The sequence below is a fragment of the Paraburkholderia sp. 32 genome (assembly GCF_050435345.1).
GTDB lineage: Bacteria > Pseudomonadota > Gammaproteobacteria > Burkholderiales > Burkholderiaceae > Paraburkholderia > Paraburkholderia tuberum.
In genome coordinates this window covers 479,266-500,130 of the sequence record NZ_JBNDKD010000003.1, presented here as the reverse complement: position 1 = coordinate 500,130, position 20,865 = coordinate 479,266, and the positions used below count along the sequence as shown (strand labels likewise).

18 protein-coding genes are annotated in these 20,865 nt (G+C 61.2%); 10 read left to right on the top strand and 8 right to left on the bottom strand.

All coding sequences use genetic code 11. The features are described from left to right. Positions 1 to 589 precede the first annotated feature (589 nt). On the top strand, positions 590 to 1,390 hold the full coding sequence (gene cobA, locus OKW26_RS25030; protein ID WP_429355542.1) for a uroporphyrinogen-III C-methyltransferase: 801 nt from the start codon (positions 590 to 592) through the stop codon (positions 1,388 to 1,390). A gap of 38 nt (positions 1,391 to 1,428) precedes the next feature. Here the strand turns inward: cobA and OKW26_RS25025 are convergent, their stop codons facing one another. Then, positions 1,429 to 2,310, bottom strand: coding sequence for an MOSC domain-containing protein (locus OKW26_RS25025; RefSeq protein ID WP_429355541.1), 882 nt, complete (start codon positions 2,308 to 2,310; stop codon positions 1,429 to 1,431). A 236-nt stretch (positions 2,311 to 2,546) separates the two neighbouring features. Between OKW26_RS25025 and OKW26_RS25020 the strand changes: the two genes are divergently transcribed. From OKW26_RS25020 to OKW26_RS24995, 6 genes are all read left to right on the top strand, one after another. Beyond that, positions 2,547 to 4,004 carry a trypsin-like peptidase domain-containing protein gene (locus tag OKW26_RS25020; RefSeq protein ID WP_429355540.1) on the top strand — a complete coding sequence of 486 codons (1,458 nt, stop codon included), beginning with the start codon at positions 2,547 to 2,549 and terminating at the stop codon, positions 4,002 to 4,004. An 81-nt stretch (positions 4,005 to 4,085) separates the two neighbouring features. Next, on the top strand, positions 4,086 to 4,517 hold the full coding sequence (locus tag OKW26_RS25015; RefSeq protein ID WP_090804862.1) for a carboxypeptidase regulatory-like domain-containing protein: 432 nt from the start codon (positions 4,086 to 4,088) through the stop codon (positions 4,515 to 4,517). Positions 4,518 to 4,652: 135 nt separating this feature from the next. After that, a complete protein-coding gene (gene petA / locus OKW26_RS25010) occupies positions 4,653 to 5,276 on the top strand; it encodes a ubiquinol-cytochrome c reductase iron-sulfur subunit (RefSeq protein WP_184066576.1) in 624 nt (207 codons plus the stop codon). 96 nt (positions 5,277 to 5,372) lie between these two features. Then, positions 5,373 to 5,804, top strand: a complete 432-nt coding sequence (locus tag OKW26_RS25005) for a MarR family winged helix-turn-helix transcriptional regulator (RefSeq protein ID WP_429355539.1) — start codon at positions 5,373 to 5,375, stop codon at positions 5,802 to 5,804. A 1,147-nt stretch (positions 5,805 to 6,951) separates the two neighbouring features. After that, the gene (locus OKW26_RS25000; RefSeq protein ID WP_184003617.1) at positions 6,952 to 7,356 is read left to right on the top strand and encodes a heme-binding protein; all 405 of its coding nucleotides are present in this window, start codon (positions 6,952 to 6,954) and stop codon (positions 7,354 to 7,356) included. 80 nt (positions 7,357 to 7,436) lie between these two features. Beyond that, complete coding sequence (locus OKW26_RS24995) at positions 7,437 to 9,611, top strand: malate synthase G (protein WP_429355538.1); 2,175 nt, start codon at positions 7,437 to 7,439, stop codon at positions 9,609 to 9,611. 71 nt (positions 9,612 to 9,682) lie between these two features. Here OKW26_RS24995 and galU read toward each other — a convergent pair whose 3' ends face one another. Together galU and OKW26_RS24985 are read right to left on the bottom strand one after the other, a co-directional pair. After that, positions 9,683 to 10,600: a UTP--glucose-1-phosphate uridylyltransferase GalU gene (gene galU, locus OKW26_RS24990; RefSeq protein WP_184066584.1), complete on the bottom strand. Its 918-nt coding sequence runs from the start codon at positions 10,598 to 10,600 to the stop codon at positions 9,683 to 9,685. A 283-nt stretch (positions 10,601 to 10,883) separates the two neighbouring features. Continuing rightward, on the bottom strand, positions 10,884 to 11,027 hold the full coding sequence (locus tag OKW26_RS24985; RefSeq protein WP_008921966.1) for a hypothetical protein: 144 nt from the start codon (positions 11,025 to 11,027) through the stop codon (positions 10,884 to 10,886). 258 nt (positions 11,028 to 11,285) lie between these two features. Here OKW26_RS24985 and OKW26_RS24980 point away from each other — a divergent pair, with 258 nt between their 5' ends. Next, on the top strand, positions 11,286 to 12,533 hold the full coding sequence (locus OKW26_RS24980; protein WP_429355537.1) for an acyltransferase family protein: 1,248 nt from the start codon (positions 11,286 to 11,288) through the stop codon (positions 12,531 to 12,533). A 47-nt stretch (positions 12,534 to 12,580) separates the two neighbouring features. Here OKW26_RS24980 and OKW26_RS24975 read toward each other — a convergent pair whose 3' ends face one another. The 3 genes from OKW26_RS24975 to OKW26_RS24965 all read right to left on the bottom strand — a co-directional run bounded on the left by OKW26_RS24975 (position 12,581) and on the right by OKW26_RS24965 (position 15,196). After that, on the bottom strand, positions 12,581 to 13,345 hold the full coding sequence (locus OKW26_RS24975; RefSeq protein ID WP_184066588.1) for a hypothetical protein: 765 nt from the start codon (positions 13,343 to 13,345) through the stop codon (positions 12,581 to 12,583). A gap of 300 nt (positions 13,346 to 13,645) precedes the next feature. Next, a complete protein-coding gene (locus tag OKW26_RS24970; RefSeq protein WP_184146169.1) occupies positions 13,646 to 14,095 on the bottom strand; it encodes a hypothetical protein in 450 nt (149 codons plus the stop codon). A gap of 78 nt (positions 14,096 to 14,173) precedes the next feature. Next, positions 14,174 to 15,196, bottom strand: coding sequence for an IS30 family transposase (locus OKW26_RS24965; RefSeq protein ID WP_429352295.1), 1,023 nt, complete (start codon positions 15,194 to 15,196; stop codon positions 14,174 to 14,176). Positions 15,197 to 15,625: 429 nt separating this feature from the next. Here OKW26_RS24965 and OKW26_RS24960 point away from each other — a divergent pair, with 429 nt between their 5' ends. Together OKW26_RS24960 and OKW26_RS24955 are read left to right on the top strand one after the other, a co-directional pair. Then, on the top strand, positions 15,626 to 16,513 hold the full coding sequence (locus OKW26_RS24960; protein ID WP_429355536.1) for an RNase A-like domain-containing protein: 888 nt from the start codon (positions 15,626 to 15,628) through the stop codon (positions 16,511 to 16,513). A gap of 9 nt (positions 16,514 to 16,522) precedes the next feature. Beyond that, positions 16,523 to 16,813 (top strand): contact-dependent growth inhibition system immunity protein, encoded by a 291-nt coding sequence (locus OKW26_RS24955; protein ID WP_429355535.1) that lies wholly within the window; start codon positions 16,523 to 16,525, stop codon positions 16,811 to 16,813. 121 nt (positions 16,814 to 16,934) lie between these two features. Here OKW26_RS24955 and OKW26_RS24950 read toward each other — a convergent pair whose 3' ends face one another. Both OKW26_RS24950 and OKW26_RS24945 read right to left on the bottom strand, forming a co-directional pair. Continuing rightward, positions 16,935 to 19,388, bottom strand: coding sequence for a glycosyltransferase family 4 protein (locus OKW26_RS24950; RefSeq protein WP_429355534.1), 2,454 nt, complete (start codon positions 19,386 to 19,388; stop codon positions 16,935 to 16,937). Next, on the bottom strand, positions 19,385 to 20,851 hold the full coding sequence (locus OKW26_RS24945) for a flippase (RefSeq protein WP_184066604.1): 1,467 nt from the start codon (positions 20,849 to 20,851) through the stop codon (positions 19,385 to 19,387). The genes OKW26_RS24950 and OKW26_RS24945 overlap by 4 nt, the downstream gene beginning before the upstream one ends. Positions 20,852 to 20,865 lie beyond the last annotated feature (14 nt).

Below are 20,865 nucleotides of genomic sequence, written 5' to 3'. Positions count from 1 at the left end.
CGCTGTCCTCTGGTGTCTGGCGAAAGCGATTGCGGAAATAAAAACGGCGTCCCGCGAATCCAGCCGAGGGGCCGAATTCGGGGGACGCCGTTGTCCTGTTGGGTGCTGCGGGGCGCGTGCAGTTGTGCTGCAAGCGCGACGAACCCACGTTGGTCCGATGGCAACGCTTATCGCAAGGGCTGTGCCAATTTCGATAAATGCGCCCGAAAGCGCGGTGTGGCGGGGATTTGCGGCAAGTCGCGCGGCTTCGGACCGGAGCCCGCGCGCGACGCGTTTTGAGGCGGCCAGGCACAGGGATGGTGCGACGCAGCACTGTCGACGTGCGAAACGACGGCGCACGGGCGTGCGATCGCCGTCATGTTTTCCGCGTGAATCGCAATGTGTGGCAACGGCTTGCGCGCCTTGATCGGATCGATGGCGTGGTCCTTGCATTGCTCTTGCGCAACCTCATCGCGACAACGTCGTCGCGACGCGCAGACTCAACCGTCGACAGGCAATGCAACGGACAACGGCGTCCCCTCGTGATCTTCACGGGCGGGCGCCGTTTTCGTTTCGGGCCAACGGAAACCAACGGCATAAGGACACCGACATGAACACCAACACCGGCAAGGTCACGCTGCTGAGCGCCGGCCCGGGCGACCTCGACTTGCTGACGCTGAAGGCCGTCAAGGCGCTCGCGGCCGCCGACGTCGTGCTGCTCGACGACCTCGCGAATCCCGACATCGTGACCCTCGCGCCGCAGGCGCGCGTGATTCGCGTCGGCAAACGCGGCGGCTGCCGCTCGACGCCGCAGGCGTTCATCGAGCGGCTGATGCGGCGTTATGCGCTGAAGGGTCTGCACGTGGTGCGCGTCAAAGGCGGCGAAGCGCTGCTGTTCGGTCGCGCGGGCGAGGAACTCGCGGTGCTGCGCGATGCGGGCCTCGCGGTCGAGATCGTCAACGGCATCTCGTCGGGCTTCGCGGCCGCCGCGGGCCTCGGCATGTCGCTCACGCATCGGCGGCATTGCCACGGCGTGAGCTTCGTCACCGCGCACACCGAAGATCACGGCGAGCCGGACTGGGGCGCGCTCGCCGCGACGCGCACGACGCTCGCGATCTATATGGGCATGCGGCGCATCGACGGCATCGCCGCTGCGTTGCTCGCGCACCTGCCGGCCGAAACGCCGGCCGCGGTCGTGCAGTGGGCCGGCGGCGGCGGCGAGCGGCGCCTGTTGACGCGGCTCGATCGGCTCGCCGCCGATGCGCTCGGCGCCGGCTTCGGCAGTCCGGCGGTGATTCTGGTGGGCAATGCGGTTGGCGAGAGCGTCGAAGCGCCTTGCTGGGAACGCGAAGCTCGCGGCAATCGAGAGGGGCAAACACTACCCGCGTCGGCCATGGCGCGGGCAGCCTGATCGGCGATCGAAGCGGGCCTCGCCCGCCTTTCATCCCATCAATCGCCGAACCCGAGTTCCGCGTCGACCTGCTGCCCGACGCGCAGCCAGGCCCCCGCCCCGCTCGCGACCAGCGCGTTGTTGCCGAACGTGACCGCGCCGTCGAAGCGTTCGCTGACTCGGTAACCGAGCATCGTGTCGGTCGGCTCGTTCGGCCAGTCGGGATCGGGCGCGCCGCGCGCCTGATCGATGGTCGGCATCGGACAGCGCGTGCACAGCTTGACGAGCCGTAACTCGACGCGCGCGCTCGAGTCCGCATTCGCGCGGACGGCGAGTGTCTCGACATAGTCCTCTTCATAGGCATCGAGGCCGCTGAGCACGATATTGGGCCTGAAGCGATCGATTCCGATCGACGGTGCGCCTTTGCCGTTCAGGCGCGCGTTCAGATCGTCGAGCGAGGCCTGGCCGACCACCAGCAGCGGAAAGCCATCGGCAAAAAAGGTCGTGGCGCCCCCCGTGCTGTCCGTATAGTCCGGATCGACGACGCGTTCCCGCTCGGGATCGAAGCGCAGCAAGCGCGCGGGCAGACCGAGGAACTCCGTGAACCAGGCCGCCGTTTCTGCGCCGGTGTCGAGCCCGTAGGCCGCGTCGCGCCACACCGCGGTAGCGACCCTGGGTGCCGCGGCGAGCCGCGCGGCATCGAGCGGCGTGCGCAGCTCACGCATGCCCGGCGCGCTGACGATCAGATCCTCTGCGCCGAGTTCGACCTTGATCAGCGCCATGCGTGGATACGCGCGCTGCGTGAACATCGCGCCTTCGGGATCGACGATCATCCAGTTGCGGTCGTATTCGAGGCCCGTCGCCAACAGCCGCGCCTCGGTGAGCGCGATGCCCGCGCAGGATTTGATCGGATAGACGAACAGTTCGTTGATGGTAGGCATGGTTGCACGCGCGTCGGGAGCGCAGTTCCGGCGAAAATCGGGGACTGAAAGTAGATCCGTATAGTACCGAAATTAGCGTTGACGGGGACGTGCGAGCCGGACCCTCTCATCGGGCTTTTTTAAGCTTGTTTTAAAAGTGGCGACCTAGAGTCGAATCACAGCAGCATGGAGAACGCATCGGACAGACGCGTTACTCCGACTCAACCGACTCAACTGCTCGTGTCGGGGGGCATGTGATGCGACGCGACAACCTCAAGTACTTCCTGATCGTGGAATGTCTGACCGTGGCGGTGTCCGCGGGCTGCATGGCGCAATCCCCTCCGAACAACGTAAGCTCTGGCGCGAATGTGCCGGCTGCCAGGCTTCCAGGCCACGACACGGCGCCCGCGATAGTGACGGACTTCTCGCGCCTCGTCAGCGAAGAAGGCAAAGCAGTCGTCAATATCAGCGTGACAGCGGCTCAACCCGTCGCCACCTTCACTCCCCTCTGGCCGCCGGCCGGCAGCGAAGACGATCCTTTTACCCGGCAGTTCCAGCAGTTCGCCTACGCCCCTCCTGGCGCGGCAGGCCTGGCATCGCAACGCAGCGGCTCTGGATTCATCATCGCCGCCGATGGTTACATTCTCACCGACTCCAGCCTGATAACCAAAGCAACCCGAATCAGCGTGACGCTAAAGGACGGTCGCAAGTTCAAGGCCAAGGTGGTCGGCGACGACCCAGCGAGCGGTATCGCGCTGCTCAAGATTCCCGCCACCAAACTGCCGACAGTCAAAATTGGCTCACCGTCCGCGAACAAGGCCGGTCAGTGGGTCGTCTCGATCGGCTCCCCTTATGGACTGAACGACACGGTGACGGCAGGCATCATCAGCAACATGTCGCGGCCTTTGCCAGGCGAGTCGTATGTACCGCTTATCCAGACTGACGTGACCGAAAATGCGGGCGATGCAGGCAGCCCGGTGTTCAGTCTGAACGGCAACGTCATTGGGATCGAAATGCCTATCACGAAAGAGATCGGCGACGTTGAAGGAGCCGCGTTCGTGCTGCCGATCGATGAAGCGATGAAAGTTGCCCGACAGTTGCAACTGCACCACGAGGCGGAACACGGACGCCTCGGCATCACGATTCAGGATGTCAGCTGGCCGCTTGCGCAATCTTTCGGTCTGAACAGGCCGCAAGGGGCGCTCGTCAGCTCGGTCGACCCGCGAGGACCGGCTGCCAGGTCCGGTCTCAGACCAGGCGACGTCATCATGAAGGTCAATGGCGTTGATATTCCAGATTCGACCCAGTTGCCCGTCACAGTAGCCGATCTCAAACCGGGCACGTCCGTCCATCTCGTGTACTGGCGCGATAACGCCACGCACGATACGACAGTCGCGCTTGGCAGTCTGAATGCCACTCCTGCCGAGATCCCGGCCATTGCGCAGGTCGCAGCTCCCGATGGGTTGACCGTGCGCGGTTTGACCGCACAGGAGCGACACGACGCAGGTGTCGAAGGTGGTGTCCTGGTCGAAAAAAGCACGGGGGCCGGCGCGCTCGCCGGCATCGAACCGGGAGACATCATCCTGATGGTCGACAGCACTCATGTAGCAAGTCCCGCCCAGTTCCGGCGGAAAGCGGCGAACAGCGGTAACGCGGTCGCGCTATTGGTCCAACGCGACGGACAGCGCATGTTCGTCACCATCGACATGGGCTAGGGTCTGTTTATATATGTAAATAGACCCTGGCAGCGCAGTGGCGGCGCGTACCTCATCGCCACACCTTACGAGGAGCTCGAAATGAACCAGCACGCAATCGTCAAAGTTGGCTTGACGGCACTCGCACTGAGTGCAAGCGTCCAATACGCGTTCGCGGCAACTCAGCCTTTACCCGCGGTACAGCACGAGGGTGAGGTTACGTTCCTGAGCGGCGGGATCGGCCTTGGCCAATCCACCGCTATCAAGGAGGTCATGCCAAGGTATCCACTCACGCTCGAGTTTGCGGGCAAGGCGGCTAGCGGCAACGAGTACCTTGCGAATATCCCGGTGACGCTATCCGACATGCACGGCAATACGATATTGCAGACCACCGCAAAGGGTCCTTTCCTGTTGGCGTCGCTGCCTCACGGCCGGTATAGCGTAAGCGCCACATATAACGGCAAGACGGAGCGCAGGGACGTGAATATCGCTCCGTCGTCGCATGTGCATGAAGTGTTCCTGTGGTCGATGTAGACCGGCGTCTCGCCTTTCTGGCCGCACGCGATCCGATTCGCCGGCTTTCCGGCGCGTGACGACCGCGGCGGTGCATTCGGTAACCGGTACTCGTGAAAAGTCGCGATGGGCAACCGAACCGACTCGGAGCTTGCCATGAAAAACGGTTCCAGCGAGCCTCTCGACGAAACCCGCCGCAGATGGCTCATCGCCACATCGGCCGTCGGCGCCATAGGAGGCGTGGCGGTCGTCGTTCCTTTTGTCGACTCGTTTGCGCCGCCAGCGAGTGCGAGGGCAGCCGGGGCGCCAGTCAGCGCCGACATCAGCAGACTCGAGCCTGGCAGCATGATGACCGTGGCGTGGCGCGGCAAGCCGATTTTCATCGTCAACAGAACCAACGAGATGCTGACGGCCGTGCTCAAGGCCAACCCGATGGTCGCCGACCCGCATACCGTGCATCCGTTCTCGATACCGCTACCGGCCTACTGCAACAACGAATACCGGTCGCGCCCGGATCATCGCAACATACTCGTTGTGATCGGCGTTTGCACCCATCTCGGCTGCACCCCGCTGCCCCGCTTCCAGCCCGGGCCGCAACCCAGTCTGCCCGACGATTGGCCCGGGGGCTTTCTGTGCCCTTGTCACGGCTCGACTTACGACCTGGCCGGTCGAGTGTTCAAAGACAAACCCGCGCCCCAGAATCTGGATGTGCCGCGTTACATGTTTGCGTCGTCGACGAGCGTCGTTATCGGACAGGATGAAAAAGGCGAGGAGGCATAGCCGCGGCATACGGTCGAGGACGCGGGAAGTTCCTGCTACGGTCACGCAATACCAGGTAGCAAAGTGAAGCAAACATCACCGCACATCCGGGTCGGCATGCCCAACAAGCAGGATCTCGAAGCCATGTCGGCATTCCGTTACCAGTTACGCAGGTTCCTGCGGTATTCGGAAGAAATTACTCACGCGGAAGGAGTCACGCCTCTGCAATATCAGATGCTGCTTCACGTCAGGGGATTTCCCGACCGCTCCTGGGCCAGTATCGGCGAACTGGCTGAACGGTTGCAGGCAGCGCCCAACGGCACCGCGGCGCTCGTGTCCCGCTGCGAAGCCGCCGGGCTCGTCGAGCGTCACCCCGACGCTTCCGACCGGCGACTCGTGCAGGTCCACCTGACGGAAAAAGGCGAGCGGTGCCTGTTGAAGCTCGCGATGCCGCATAAGCGGGAAATCGAGTCATTCGGTTGGGCGCTGGGGCAGTTTCAGGTTCAACAGATACCCCTTTTCGGCGGGACTGCTGGATCGTCCGATTGATATTGACGCCGCGGCCTGCAATGCGGGTCGGCCATCGGCGCTCACATCCGCGAGATTCTTCGTTTGCCGGGGCCTTCAGCGTATGGATAGCATGCACCTGCCACAAGGCGTCCCCGCACCGTGGAGAGAACGGGCGATCATCGTGCCGGCACGGGGAAAGCCTTTAAGCCTGCTTTAATCGCCACTGCATAGATTGAAAGCGTACCAGGCCTGTCGTGCCTTCAACGAGCCAACGATCGATCCGCCACTGCCGACGCGGAGCAAGGTCGATCGCTGCAGAGCCCCACTGATCGAAGCTGACAGACAGTTGACTGGCACTCTACTGGTTCTCTCGCACAAGGAGGACACACCATGCGTACGCTGCCTGCACTATGCGCTGGAATATGTTTGGGCTTCGCCCACCTTGCCATCGCGCACCCGACCTCGGACGTCGCCCCGAAAACTGGGTGCAAGGATTTCTCCGCGATCGCCATTCATCAACGCCCCCCGATCGCTGACTGGGTCGCACCGCCGAGCCGTCATCGTGTGGTCCGGACTGACAGCGCGATCATAGTCAATGCTGCTGCCCCGGTTGGCCTCATTGTCGGCGAGTGCGGGAAACCGACCTGATAGAGGTCGACCGCAGATCGAACGTTTCTTCGGGCGTATCAGCCAGTTTCGGCTGCCTTCCACTGGTTTCGACTGGTTCGTGGGCGGCTAAGCGGTGTTCGCGTCGCCCATGCGCGGGTCTGGATCACTCGTGAAAGCGTGAACCGGGCCTCGTTCGCTTGGCCGCTGTCATCCGACGATGAACCGAAGCCGTCGCCCCCGCTACGGCTCGCGGTGCGACCATTGTCTGGCCGCATTGAAGGCTTCGAAAACCAGCTCATCGGCTGGTCTACCTCGTTATTTCTGAACCAGGCCGCGCTTGTGAACCGCCCGGCGCGTGGCGTTGCGGCGGCACTGTCGAGCGCACGGGCAGAGCCGCCTGGCGAGGCCGCCGTTTCGCGCTGCCTCGCGCGGAAGTAAAATCGTCGGATCAGCCGCGCGCCGGAGAGCCGCAAGAAGCTTGCAACGGAGCCCCGAGGATCTTCTGAAGCGCCGCGTCGCCGGTTACCGAAAGAAGCTGTAGACGCCACCTTCCCATCACCGAGACAGGAAATTCATTATGCTGAGCAAACCCGTGTTGACCGTCGCCGAGACGACCCGCATTGTCGATGCCGCCCGTGCGGAAGCCGAGAAGAACAAATGGCCTGTCGCGATCGTCGTCGCGGACGACGGCGGCCATCCGCTCGCGGTGCTGCGTCTCGACGGCGCGGCGCCCTCCACCTCGTATATCGCGACCGAAAAAGCGCGCACCGCGGCGCTCGGCCGGCGCGAAACCAAGGTCTATGAAGACATGATCAACAACGGCCGCACCGCGTTCCTCAGCGCACCGCTGCAGGGCACGCTCGAAGGCGGGGTGCCGGTGATCGTCGACGGCCACGTGGTCGGCGCGGTCGGCGTGTCGGGCGTCAAGTCGGAGCAGGATGCGCAGATCGCGAAAGCCGGCATTCAGGCGCTCGGCGTGTAAAGCGCCGAGCGCCAAAGCAATCCCGAGACACAACGCGGACCGATGCCCCCTCGTCGGTCCCATAACAGATGGAGCAGTCGATGACTCAGATGAACCCGCGCGGCGGACTGCAGGTCGCCGCCAACCTCGACCAGTTCGTTGAATCCGAAGCCCTGCCCGGCACCGGAATCGACAGCGCCGCCTTCTGGTCGGGATTCGACGCCCTCGTGCACGAGCTGGCGCCCAAAAATCGGGCGTTGCTCGCCGAGCGCGACCGCCTGCAAAGCGAACTCGACAACTGGCATCGGGCCAATCCCGGCCCGGTGCGGGATCTGCGCGCGTATCGTGCGTTTCTCGAAGGCATCGGCTACATCGTGCCCGTGCCCACAAGCGTCCAGGCCACGACCGACCACGTGGACAGCGAAATCTCCGGACAGGCCGGCCCGCAGCTCGTCGTGCCGCTGTCGAACCAGCGCTACGCGCTGAACGCCGCAAACGCGCGCTGGGGCAGCCTGTACGACGCGCTGTACGGCACCGACGCGATCCCCGAAACGGACGGCGCGGAAAAGCAGAAGGGCTTCAACCCGGTGCGCGGCGCAGCCGTGATCGCGTACGCGCGCAAGTTCCTCGATCAGGCCGCGCCGCTCGCGAACGGCTCGCACGCGGACGCAACGCGCTATAGCGTCGAGAACGGCCAACTGGTCGTCGCGCTGAAAAGCGGCACCACGGCGCTGAAGACACCCGCGCAGTTGGTCGGCTATCAGGGCGACGCGAGCACGCCGTCGGCGGTGCTGCTCAAGCACAACGGCCTGCACGTCGAGATCCAGATCGATGCGAACGATTCGATCGGCAAGACCGATGCGGCCCATGTGAAGGACATCGTCGTCGAAGCGGCCGTCACCACGATCATCGATTGCGAAGACTCGGTCGCAGCCGTCGATGCCGACGACAAGGTGCAGCTCTATCGCAACTGGCTCGGCCTCATGAACGGCGACCTGACCGAAGAGGTCACGAAGAACGGCAAGACCTTCACGCGCCGGCTCAATGCCGATCGCGAATACATCGGCGCCGACGGCAAGTCGCAGGTCAAGCTGCATGGCCGCTCGCTGCTGTTCATCCGCAACGTCGGCCATCTGATGACGAACCCGGCCGTATTGACGAAAGACGGCCACGAGATTCCGGAAGGCATTCTCGACGCGGTGATCACCACGCTGTGCGCGCTGCGCGACCGCCAGAACAAGCTGAACTCGCGCACCGGCTCGATCTATATCGTGAAGCCGAAGATGCACGGACCGGCCGAAGTCGCGTTCGCGAGCGAACTGTTCGCGCGCGTCGAAGACCTGCTGAAGCTGCCGCGCAACACGATCAAGATGGGCATCATGGACGAAGAGCGCCGCACCAGCGTGAACCTGCTCGCCTGTATCGCCGAAGCGTCGGCGCGCGTCGCGTTCATCAACACGGGCTTCCTCGATCGCACCGGCGACGAGATGCACTCGGCGATGGAAGCGGGCCCGATGATGCGCAAGGGCGACATGAAGTCGAGCAAGTGGATCACGTCGTACGAGCGCAGCAACGTGCTGGTCGGTTTGAGCGCGGGCCTGCGCGGCCGCTCGCAGATCGGCAAGGGCATGTGGGCGATGCCCGACCTGATGCACGCAATGCTAGAGCAGAAGATCGGCCATCCGAAGGCCGGCGCGAACACCGCGTGGGTGCCCTCGCCGAGCGCGGCGACGCTGCACGCGCTGCACTATCACCAGGTCGACGTGCAGGCGGTCCAGCAGGAACTCGAACGCACCGACTATGCGACGGTGCGCGACGAACTGCTCGACGGCCTGCTGACGATTCCGGTCGTCGAAAAGGCGCAATGGAGCGACGACGAAATCCGCGCCGAGGTCGACAACAACGCGCAGGGCATTCTCGGCTATGTGGTGCGCTGGATCGACCAGGGCGTCGGCTGCTCGAAAGTGCCGGACATTCACAACGTCGGCCTGATGGAAGACCGCGCGACGCTGCGTATTTCGAGCCAGCACATCGCCAACTGGCTGTATCACGGTGTGATCAAGCGCGAGCTCGTCGAGGAGACGTTCAAGCGCATGGCCAAGGTGGTGGACGCGCAAAACGCCGGTGATCCGCTTTACCAGTCGATGGCGCCCGGCTTCGACACGATCGCGTTCAAGGCCGCGCAGGCGCTCGTCTTCGAGGGGCGCCAGCAGCCGAGCGGATATACCGAGCCGTTGCTGCACAAGTTCCGGCTCGAGGTGAAGAAGCAGGGTTGAGGCCGTCCGGCCGAAACGACGACGGGCGCCGTGCAATGCGGCGCCCGTTTTTTCTTCCAGGTCGTGTCACTTCACGCGGCTTCTGCCGTCAATTGCGCCGCCTCGCCACCCGACGCTTCGTTCTTCATAAAGGCTTGCAGATACGCCTCGAATTCAGCCTTCACCTCGGGATGGCGCAGTGCGAATTCGACGGTCGCCTTCAGATAGCCGAGCTTGCTGCCGCAATCGAAGCGCGTGCCGAAGTAGCGATACGCTAGCACCTGCTCCTCGGTCAGCAACGACTGCACCGCGTCGGTCAGTTGCAGCTCGCCGCCCGCGCCCGGCTTCAGCGCGCGGATATGTTTGAAGATCGTCGGCATCAGCACGTAGCGGCCCACCACGCCGAGATTCGACGGCGCCTCATCCGGCGCTGGCTTCTCGACGATGCCCGACAGCTTGATCACGTTGTCTTCCCACTCGCGGCCGTCGACGACGCCGTACGAGCGGCTGTCCTCGCGCGCGATCGTTTCGACGCCGATCACCGAGCTGTGATAGTGGTTGAAAGTATCGACGAGCTGACTCATCACGGGCTTCGCGCTATGCAGCAGGTCGTCGGCGAGAATCACCGCGAACGGGCTGTCGCCCACCAGTTTTTCGGCGCACAGCACCGCATGGCCGAGACCGAGCGCTTCGGCCTGGCGCACGTAAAAGCAGTCGACGTTGGCCGGCTTGATGCTGCGCACGAGGTCGAGCAGCTTCTGCTTGTTGCGCGCTTCGAGTTCGGACTCGATCTCATAGGATTTATCGAAGTGATCTTCGATCGCGCGCTTGCTGCGGCCCGTCACGAAGATCATCTCGGTGATGCCGGCGTCGATCGCTTCTTCGACCGCGTACTGGATCAGCGGCTTGTCGACGATCGGCAGCATTTCCTTCGGACTTGCTTTGGTAGCCGGCAGGAATCGTGTCCCGAGGCCCGCTACGGGAAACACGGCTTTGGTGACTTTCAGCATGGTAGGCATTCCCACATCGGTTAGAAATTGGTGTGTTCTCGGACCTGGCGGCCAATCAATGCCGGCGCAAGACTAGCAGAAAAACTGCGAGGTTCACGCAAGCGTTTTTCTCCGATTTAATTCGGATAATTAACGTATTAATCGAAATGCGATATTGTGACAAATTGAGGAAATTATTACGTATCTATTACCAGTTGGTGATCGAGCAAATCCGAAAGTCTTACCTTTCGGACGACCCCTGGCAGGGGCGCCTGGCGACCCGATGACCGGCTTCGGCAGCACGTCATTCCTGTTCGTCGACCGGTGGCAGCTTGCCTGGGTTCATCCGGTAACGACGGATCGGCTCGTTGCGCAAGGCATCGCGGTAGGCGGAGGCGGCCACCAGGATCAGCAGGACGGCCACGCCGGCCAGTAAATGCAGGTTCATGACTTCACCTCGGGGTCAGAAAATCCTTGCTTTAAATTAGCACGACAAAAGCGATAAATAATTCGATACCCCATACGTCGGCTCGCAATTACAATTCGTCACAAAATCGATGTCGGATTCAATGCGAAATGGAATTTTTTAATCATTTTTCAGGATTGCGGTGCTCTAGGATGGATGCGTCGCGGGTGCGCAAGACGCCCGCTCGAAGGCTTGTTCCGCGCAATTTTTTCTTTTTTCCGCTTCAGATAAGGACCGCGTATGAGCGACCCAGCACTGGATGCCGCCGGCTCATCCCTGCCCCTCTCCCCGCTGCCGGGCCCGGAGAGAAACCCGGCCACGGCGCATGCGCGCAGCGACGCGCGTGTCGATAGCGCCGGCAAGGAGCACGCGATCGACGCGATGCGAGGCTTCGCCGCGCTGCTGGTCGCCTACTTTCATTGCCGCCAGATCGTGTGGGTCGGCATGCAGGCGTTTCATCAGAGCGTCGGACATTCATTGAGTCCCAGTAGTCTCGCCGCGTATCTGACGTTTCCGATCGCATGGGGCTCGGCCGGTGTGCCGATGTTCTTCGTCATCAGTGGCTACTGCATCCATCGCGGCGGCGCGCTGCGGCTCGCGGGCAATCCCGCTTACCGGCTCGATGCAGGCAACTTCTGGCTGCGGCGCTTCGCGCGCATCTACCCGGTGCTGCTCGCGGCGCTCGTACTGACCTTCGCGCTCGATTCGTTGAGCCTGCAATTGCCGCCCGTCAGTCACAAGATTCGCGACATCGGCTGGCATCCGTTTCTGGTCAACCTGTTTTCGCTGCAGGGTGTGGCGGGTAAAACGTATGGCTCGAACGGCGCGCTGTGGACGCTGTCGCTCGAAGTGCAGTTCTATGCGATCTATCCGCTGCTGTTCGCGCTACGCAGACGCATCGGCATGAACGCCGTGCTCGCGCTCGTCGGCGCGATCAACGTTGCGTCCGCGTACGGGTTGGAGCGCCACGATCTGCAGTTCTTCACGTCGTACTGGTTCTCCTGGACGCTCGGTGCGTGGATCGCCGATGCCAAAGCGCGCAGCGCGGTACGCACGCGTGCGCCCGCATTGCTGTACGTGCTCGCGGCGGGATTGCTCGCGGCAGGCTGCGTCGCGTTTCACTTCGGCCAGTACGGCGCGTTCCAGATATGGGCGCTCGGCTTCGCGTGCTATCTGTACAAGACACTCGATGCGCGCAAGGACCCGCAACGCGAAGCGAGCGGCGTGCTCGCGCTGCTTCGCGCAGGGTCGCACGCGCTGTCGCGCCTGCTGTCCCGCGTCGGCGACTTCAGCTTCTCGCTGTATCTGATCCATCTGCCGATTTTCGTGTTGCTGTCGGCGTGGCTGTTTCGTTCGTCGCTGCAGATGTCGATCTGGCCGTCGTTCGGCTATATGCTGGTCGCGGTGCCGGCCGCCTATGTGTTCTATCGGCTCGTTGAGTTGCCTGCGATGAGGTGGTCGGCGAGTTTTAAGCCTAAAGGGCGCTGATAGAACGTTGACATTGGATCAATCCCGCGCGTTCGGGTGCTTCACCATCATTTGATCTCGCTGAATAGCAACGTCGATACCTGGTGCTCGTCCTGAATGGAAAATTGAAACGGTATCTCTGGATGCGTAAATTTGAGCCGGAGTTGCTTTAGAGCCGGGACCGGGACAAATCGCTGATTCTTAAACGTGTAGTACGACACTAACAGGCCAACGCGGGATGCCTGTGCATCGTCGAATACGTAACTGTTATTCGGAAAGGCAAGCTTCCCTTCCTTCGTCGCCACGACGGCCCGACATGACGAAAGTAAACTCGGCAGATGAAGAAACGTCGGCTTGCGCGCTAGAGGGTTGACCAGCAGCGAGATCTGCCGGTATCGACTTCCGGCTTCGCCCGAACCGTTGCCGTGCCCTTCCACGCAGAGTAAGGGCGGATGCGTATCGGTTCGCGCTGCAATGAATACGTTGGCTGATTGCGGAAAGATTTCCGACACATGCTCGCCGGGGAATGTCGTAGCGTGCGCAAAGCGATAGGATTTGCCGTCGACTGCCAGGCGATCCTTCCAGAGTTCAATGTTTAGCGTTTTCCGTTCCAGTTTGGCTTGCAGCTTCATAAAAGTGCCTGGCTCGCCTGGGTAGGAATAGACCACGCCGGCGTTTTGATCGGTCGGGTCACCGTTTCGTTTGATCGGGTCGCCAAACACTGCCCCCGCCTGGGCAACGTACAAGGCTTCGTAGCTGTCGTAAGACTGAGCCGCATGTGCGCTGCCAGATAGGGCGGCCATAGCCGCCACCAGTATCGTAGTGATTGTCATCGGTATGCTTTGGCGCCTGTCGCTTTCAGATAGTCGGGGTTAAGCGTCCAGAAAATCGTGCTTCCGTGGGCAGCACTGGAAAAGCAATCGCAGATCCTTATTGATCGGATCACTCATCGCCCATTCCCTGCACGCCAAGCCACGACGATCAGATTCGGATGATCCTTCACCGGAATTGAACGCGTTTTCCCTTCTGCAAGCGGCACGTCCTCAACGAGTGTCCGTACGCAGTTCAACAGCTTGTCGCACATCCACGCGCAGTTCCCTCTCGTTACAGATCGGACTCAACTCAATTTCGATTTATTTCTTGCGTCCAAGAATCGTTTTAACCGTTGAGCATTCCGGATGCTCCGACGATTCCATATCGTCCGGACAAGACAACCATTCATAAAATTCGAGCCTCTGTTTTGCCGCATCCTGCCTGCAGGCCGCCACCTGGAAGTCTGTATCAGGCATATAACCGCCTTTCCAGTCGTTGAATGCCATCCCAAATAACTTGCAATCGGATTGCAATTTTTCTTCCCACAGCTTGTGATTTTTCGCGAGTTCCGCGAGCGCTTCGCCCTTAGCGTTGGCGTGGAGATTTCGATAGAGTTTTTCAGCGTCACTTAGCATGCTTTTCGTGTCGGCATTTGTACACGCCAGATAGTCATCGCGCGTTTTCGCGGATGCCTCGCAAGTCGCGTCTGCAAAGGCGGCCGACGTGCCGCATGATAGGATCACTGCAACCGTTATCTTAGTGAGTCGCATCATAATTCCCCGTAGCAAACAGTCGGCCCTCAGCACGACGGCGCCTGACCAACCCCAGTGGGTGGGCAGTCTCAAGAGTCAAGTGCAACGTTTAGCTAATCCAGCCTTCTCTAACTCTTTAGCCATTGCTTCCTCGGGGGAGTCCCAGCCGAGCGTCTGGCGAGGCCGCCCGTTAAGCAATTTGGCGATGTCATTGAGTTGGGTCTGCGAGAGCGTCGAAAGGTCTGTGCCCTTTGGCAGAAACTGACGCAGCAAGCCGTTGGTGTTCTCATTGCTGCCGCGCTGCCAGGGCGCATGCGGATCAGCAAACCAGATATCGATATTGAGCCGCCTGGAGAGCTCGACATGGCAGGCCATTTCCGTTCCCCGATCGTAGGTCAGGCTCTCGCGAAGAAAGGCCGGCAACTTCTTCATTTGCCGCGAGAAGCCTTCCAGCGCATTCCTGGCCGTACAGCCATCCATGCGGCACAGAATCACGAAGCGCGTCTTGCGTTCGACCAGCGTGCCCACGGCGGAACGATTAAACGCACCCTTGATGAAGTCGCCCTCCCAGTGCCCCGGCAACAGCCGTTGCTCGATCTGCTCGGGGCGATATTGGATGCGCAAATCCTCGGGAACATAGCTGCCGCCAGCAAGCGTCGTGCGCCGATTTCCGCGCGCCGGTTTTTCTTGGCGCAAGGCTGCGATCATGGCTGGTTTCAGCGAGCCACGTGCATACGTGTAAATGGCAGCATAGACCGTCTCGTGGCTGACGTGCTGACTTGGGTCGTCTGGATACATGGCCCGCAGTTTGGCAGCGATTTGCTGCGGCGACCAGCGCCAGTAGACCAGGTGATCATGCACATGCCGATAAAGCGCGCTGCCTTCGATCAACTTGCGCGGCCGTACGCAGCGCCGACGACGCAGCCGATAGGCCGAGGCCGCCTGCGTCGCACAGTAGCGCGGCGCGTCCACGCTGCAATTACGCGCCAGTTCGCGCGACACCGTCGAAGCGCTGCGCCCCAGCAGCCCCGCAATAGTTCTTATGCTGCCGCCCTTTTGATGTTCGATCATGATCGCCGCGCGTTCTTCCGCACTCAAATGCTTGTAGTTCTTCTTCATCGCAACACCCTACCTCATTCAAGGTGTTGCACTTGGAACTAGAGACTAAGAAGAGTGCCAAGTTTGCCGTATCACCTATTCAATCTACTCAAACTTCCCGCCAATGCCGTCTGCAATGGCGCTGAACGCCGAAACCGGCGAATGGTTTCCGTTCGATAGGTTGAAGTCGTATTCAAACGGTTACGACATGGCCGAAGCCCTCGGTTACGCATGGGCGTGCGATTGTCGCGGACGCTCACGGAATCGTTTCGATCAGCGGTTCACGCTAACCGATGCTGGAGGTAATGCACTCCCTAATACGTATTACACCGCCCAACTTCCATCGGGCGCACTTGTTCACGGTATTACCGATTTGCAGGGACGCACCAAGCGCTATCAGACACATGGTGCGAGATCCATTCACGTCTTTATTGGTCATAGGGAGGCGTAATGCGTGATGCACTGGGAGCAGCACTAACAGATACAAACCCGAATTCACTTGTAATTCTCCAGTCGGACAGGATCGGCAAGCCGTGGAATGTTTCCCAAGCTGGAGTTCAGTTCACTGCGCAGTGGGAGGCCTTTCGGTCGCATTTGTACGATAAGGATGGAGGTGGCGGCGGCGGAAATTCCACGATCGGATACGGACATCTGGTCCATATCGGACCAATATCCGGCGCACCTTCCGAAGCGCTTTACGGAAATGGAATTACCGAACCGCAGGCGCTGAAACTGCTTCATCATGATCTACGCGAAGCCGAGCGAATTGTAAATAGCAGAATTTTTGTTCCGTTGTTTCAGTACGAGTACGATGCGGTTGTTGATTTCATCTTCAATCATAGAAGTGGAAATAACGAGTTTTTCGCGCTCGTTAATACCGGTCATTACGATCAAGCGCCGTCGAAATTTCTGCAATACACAGCGGCGCATGGCAAACACGGCAGGATCAATCTGCAAATGCATGAGGCGAAGGCCATTAATCCAAGGCTTGGCGGGCATACGATTCTGAAGCATGTTGAGAAGGACGAGGCATGGCTACGGGAACGCCTTAAACGGGAACCCCAAAAAAGGGTTGTTTCATCGTTTTATAATCTTCAGGTGGCAGAGTTGGCGATATCTGATGTAATGAACTCAAATGCCTTGAAAATACAGAGCTGGATACAATCTCCGAAAAACCGCATTCCCCTTACATTGGTCAAGAAAGTTTGTGGCGATATAGGATACGGGGTAACGAGAAAAACCAACGAACTGACCAAGATGAACGAAGTCACCGTAATTTTGAAGTTTCAGGAATATAATAATATGCCGTATTACATATTTACCGCCCACGTGGGCTAAGGATAGCCAATGCTATCAGATCGCTACCCTAGAATGTACGAGCTTTTCGGTGCGTATTTCAATGAGGATTTTGATTTGTGGGGAAACACAATCTCTGAAATTGTCTCATGCTATAGAAATGATAGCCCACTGGAATATCAAAAGGAAATAGTTGATGAAATAAATTCATTCATGAATGAGCATCCGTCCGACCTCGATTCTGCGTTCGAAAGAGATTACGGCGCAGGGATTGATCCCAATCTGTGGGGCCACACTACTGCTTCATTCCTTGACGAACTCAAGCGCCTTCTGAGCGAGTAATCAACCTGTCGCTGCGCGAGGAATAAAAAAAACGGAGCGAAAGTCGTTCGAGACTTTCGCTCCGCTACGCCAAGCAAGGACTGGCCAAGCCCTCGTCTACCCTCGCGTAAAAATCACCTCGTCACCGCGCTGCCACGCCGGTCAGAATCTGCGCAACCCCATCCACATAGCTGCGCGTGCCGAAGCGCTCCTGCGCGGTCCGATAGCCGTTCCTGACCAGTTTGTCGCGCAACTCGCCGTTCGAGCGCAATTCGGCGAGCGTATCGGCGAGCGCATGCGCATCGCCCGGCGTACACAGCACGCCGTTCTCGTAGTCGTCGATGATTTCGAGCACGCCGCCTGCGCGCGACGCCACGACCGGCCGCTGCGCGAGCATCCCCTCGACGATCACGCGACCGAACGGCTCCGGGGTGATCGACGTATGCACGACTGCATCGACCGCGCACATGCAGGCCGGAATATCGTGCTGGAAGCCGAGAAAATGCACGCGCTCGCCAAGCTTGTGCGCGGCGACGAAGGCGCGCAGTTCGCTCTCATACTGGTCCTCGCCGAACAGCGCCGCGCCGACCAGCACTGCATGCATCTGCGGATTGAGCACCATCGCTTCGAGGAGCACATGCTGCCCCTTCCAACGCGCAAGCCGGCTGAACGAGCCGACGAGAAACGCGTCGCGCGGCAGATTCAGGCGCTCGCGCAGCACCGCTTGCGGCACCGTGCGCAATGCGTCGAACGGTTCCGCGGCGATCCCGTTGAACACGACGTCGATGCGCTTGCTGTCGAACCGCGTAAGCTTCGCAAACGCCTGCGCCGACGCAGCCGAATTGGCGATCACGTGCGTGAGGCCGAGCCGCGCGCACCACTTGATGATCGCAAGCTGCTTGCCGCCGAAATGCTCGGCGCTGACGATGTCGCGCAAATGCCAGACCACCGGCCGTCTCGCGAGCTTGCCGGCCACGGCGCCGATCACCATCGCACGCTGGGTGTTCGCGTAGATCACATCCACCTTGCGCGCGCGTTTCGCGGTGGCACGCACGAGTGAGATGAGTCCCTTCAACGCCTGACCTTTCGGCATCGAACCGCCCTGCTTGCGCACATTTTTGAGCGCGCCGGCATCGAGTACAGTGACCTCGACGCCGGTTTTCGCGAGTGCGGTGTTGAACGGCCCGTCGTCGAACAGCACGACCTCGATGCGCGAGCGCAGCGCCTTGACGATTTCGAGCAGCGACAGTTCGGCGCCGCCGAGCACGCCGCTCTGATCGACGGCAAGAATGCGCGGCACGTTCGCGGCGCCCTGCACGGCCGGCCGATACGGCGTATAGGCCGGCAGCGTCGCCGTGCGCAACGCGGGCACCGCCGCGCGCACCTGCGAGAAAAAGCGCTCGCGGAAATGCGCGGCCGAAAACTGCTCGGCGTTGCCGCGGCAATTCTCCGGCAGGAACCGGTGCCGAAGCTCGTCGAAACGATTCACGGCAGCGATGATCGAGGCGGTATCCTGTTCATCGAAGAACATGCCGGTCGGCTTCGGCTCCGACAGATCGCGCACCGTTTCGAGCGCCCCGCCCTTGCCGTACGCGATCACCGGCGTGCCGCAAGCCTGCGCCTCGACCACCGAAATGCCGAAGTCCTCTTCGGCCGCGAACACGAATGCCTTCGCGCGGCTCATGCGGTCCTTCAGCACCTCGAACGGTTGATAGCCCATGATCTCGACGTTCGGCCCCGCCTTCGCGCGGATCTTCGCCATGTCGGGTCCGTCGCCGATCACGACGAGCTTGCGCTCGGGCATCCGCGCGAACGCCTCGACGATCAGATCGATTTTCTTGTACGGCACCATGCGCGAGGCGGTCAGATAAAAGTCTTGCTTCTGCGTGCACAGCGTGAACGCCTCGACATCGACCGGCGGGAAGATCACCTGCGCGTCGCGCTGATACACCTTCTTGATGCGTCGCGCGATGAACGCCGAGTTCGCGACGAAGCCGTCGACCGAGTTGGACGTGCGGATATCCCAGTTGCGCATGTAATGCAGAATCAGCCGCGCCAGCGCCGACTTCGGGCCGTTGGTCAGCTTCGACTGCTGCAGATACTGATGCTGCAAATCCCACGCATAGCGGATCGGCGAATGCACGTAGCTGATATGCACCTGATCGGGACCGGTCAGAATGCCCTTGGCGACCGCGTGACTGCTCGAGATCACGACGTCGTACGCCGACACGTCGAGCTGCTCGATCGCGAGCGGCATCAGCGGCAGATACGAGCGGTACTTGCTGCGCGCGAGCGGCAACTTCTGGATGAACGACGTCGTCACCGGCTTGCCGCGCAGGAAGCTGCGATCGTCGAGAAAGTCCACGAGGCTGAACAGGTCCGCATCGGGAAAGCACGCGATGATCTGCTCGAGCACTTTCTCCGCGCCCGCGTAGGTGACGAGCCAGTCGTGCACGATCGCGATGCGCACGCTTTTGCTCGCGCGCGGTGCGGTACGGCGCGGTGCCGGCTGGATGCCGGGCACGCTCGTCAGCTCGTCGAGCGCGCTGCGCGTCGCGGGCCTCAACAGTTTTTTTTCAAGGACGTCATGATTCATGCGCTTTTCCTCGGATTCAGTCGCAATAGCAGTGAACGCGCAAGATTGCGCAAGGCGGGCGTCATCGTGATCGACCACGCGACGTTCGCGCCGACCATCAGCACACCGGCGGCGATCGCGAGCGCGAGGCTCGGCAGGAAGCTGGCGAGCCACAGGCTGGCGAGCAGGAAGGCGAGATGAGCGAGCATGTCGAGCACGATCTGGCGCGCGCGGATCGCGGCGAAACGCAGCAGCACCGCGTAGTCGAACAGCGCGCGGGCAGCGACCGCGACCGCCGCGCCCGTCAGCCCGAAATGCGTGATACCGAGCCACAACGCGCCGGCGAAAAGCGGCAACTCGACGAGGCCGATGCGCGCGGCGGTGGCTGGATTGACCTGCGACTGAATCAGGATGCGCGTCACGTTCGCCTGGCCGACGAGCCACACGGCGACGATCATGATGCGGCCCACGGGCGCCGCGACCGTCGCGATCTCGTTGCCGACCCACAGATGCAGGAACGGTTCGAGCACCAGCATCGCGACGAGCGCGACCGGCGTGAACACGCCGTTCAGAAATTCGAGCGATTGCTGCGTGATCGTGTCGGCGTCGGCGCGGCCGACTGCGGAAAGCCGCGGAAACAGCGTGCGTACCAGCGCGGTCGGCACGATGTTCAGACGCGTGACGAGGTTCTGCGGCACCGTGTAGTACGTGACGAAACGCGCGCCGAGCCGTGAACCGAGCATGACGCGATCGAGCGAATCGGCGACCATCGTCGTCACGCTCGCGATCAGCATCCAGCCGCCGAAGTTGAACAGCCCCTTTGCGACGCCGAGCCGCGGCGGCTGAATGCTGCGTATTTCAAGCACTTTCAGCGCGTAGCGGCCGAGCAGCAACGCCGCGAGAATCCGCGCGACGACTGCCGCGGCGAGTACGTTCTGCAAAGTCGCGCCGAGCCACCACGCGGCACCGAGCGGCAGCAGCTGGAACAGGAACGTGCCGATCGTCTGGTTCGTGTTGTAGACGCCGAAGCGTTCCGCGCCATTGATCGCGCCCGCGAACACCCACGACACGTTCGCGATCGGAATCGCAACCGCGAGCCACGGCAGCGCCATATAGACTTCGTGCTGCAACTCGGGCGATACCTTCGTGAAATACGCGGTGTACAGGAACGCGCCGAAGTAGATGATCAGACCGCCCGCCACGCCGGTCGTCAGATTGAGCCACGTCGCGCTCCAGAACACGCGCGCGCTTTCCTGCTGATCGCCCGACGCGCGCGCCTTCGAAATATGGTTCTGCGCGGCCATGCTCATGCCGAGATCGAGAATCCCGAAGTAGCCGATCAGCGTCCACACGAGACTGATCACACCGTAGCGCTCCACGCCGAGCAGCCGGATATACGACGGCACGGTCACGAGCGACACGAACGTCGGCAGCACGAGCCCGAAAAAGTTGATCGCCACGTTCCTGAGAATGCCTTTGTCCATCGAATCCCTTCGGT

Coding starts and splice junctions, on each gene's coding strand:
- OKW26_RS25025 (WP_429355541.1), bottom strand. CDS start 2,310: ATGCCTACCATCAACGAACTGTTCGTCTATCCGATCAAATCCTGCGCG.
- OKW26_RS24955 (WP_429355535.1), top strand. CDS start 16,523: ATGCTATCAGATCGCTACCCTAGAATGTACGAGCTTTTCGGTGCGTAT.
- OKW26_RS25000 (WP_184003617.1), top strand. CDS start 6,952: ATGCTGAGCAAACCCGTGTTGACCGTCGCCGAGACGACCCGCATTGTC.
- OKW26_RS24945 (WP_184066604.1), bottom strand. CDS start 20,851: ATGGACAAAGGCATTCTCAGGAACGTGGCGATCAACTTTTTCGGGCTC.
- OKW26_RS24995 (WP_429355538.1), top strand. CDS start 7,437: ATGACTCAGATGAACCCGCGCGGCGGACTGCAGGTCGCCGCCAACCTC.
- galU (WP_184066584.1), bottom strand. CDS start 10,600: ATGCTGAAAGTCACCAAAGCCGTGTTTCCCGTAGCGGGCCTCGGGACA.
- OKW26_RS24965 (WP_429352295.1), bottom strand. CDS start 15,196: ATGAAGAAGAACTACAAGCATTTGAGTGCGGAAGAACGCGCGGCGATC.
- OKW26_RS24960 (WP_429355536.1), top strand. CDS start 15,626: ATGCGTGATGCACTGGGAGCAGCACTAACAGATACAAACCCGAATTCA.
- OKW26_RS25015 (WP_090804862.1), top strand. CDS start 4,086: ATGAACCAGCACGCAATCGTCAAAGTTGGCTTGACGGCACTCGCACTG.
- OKW26_RS24980 (WP_429355537.1), top strand. CDS start 11,286: ATGAGCGACCCAGCACTGGATGCCGCCGGCTCATCCCTGCCCCTCTCC.
- OKW26_RS24950 (WP_429355534.1), bottom strand. CDS start 19,388: ATGAATCATGACGTCCTTGAAAAAAAACTGTTGAGGCCCGCGACGCGC.
- cobA (WP_429355542.1), top strand. CDS start 590: ATGAACACCAACACCGGCAAGGTCACGCTGCTGAGCGCCGGCCCGGGC.
- OKW26_RS24970 (WP_184146169.1), bottom strand. CDS start 14,095: ATGCGACTCACTAAGATAACGGTTGCAGTGATCCTATCATGCGGCACG.
- OKW26_RS25020 (WP_429355540.1), top strand. CDS start 2,547: ATGCGACGCGACAACCTCAAGTACTTCCTGATCGTGGAATGTCTGACC.
- OKW26_RS25005 (WP_429355539.1), top strand. CDS start 5,373: ATGCCCAACAAGCAGGATCTCGAAGCCATGTCGGCATTCCGTTACCAG.
- OKW26_RS24975 (WP_184066588.1), bottom strand. CDS start 13,345: ATGACAATCACTACGATACTGGTGGCGGCTATGGCCGCCCTATCTGGC.
- OKW26_RS24985 (WP_008921966.1), bottom strand. CDS start 11,027: ATGAACCTGCATTTACTGGCCGGCGTGGCCGTCCTGCTGATCCTGGTG.
- petA (WP_184066576.1), top strand. CDS start 4,653: ATGAAAAACGGTTCCAGCGAGCCTCTCGACGAAACCCGCCGCAGATGG.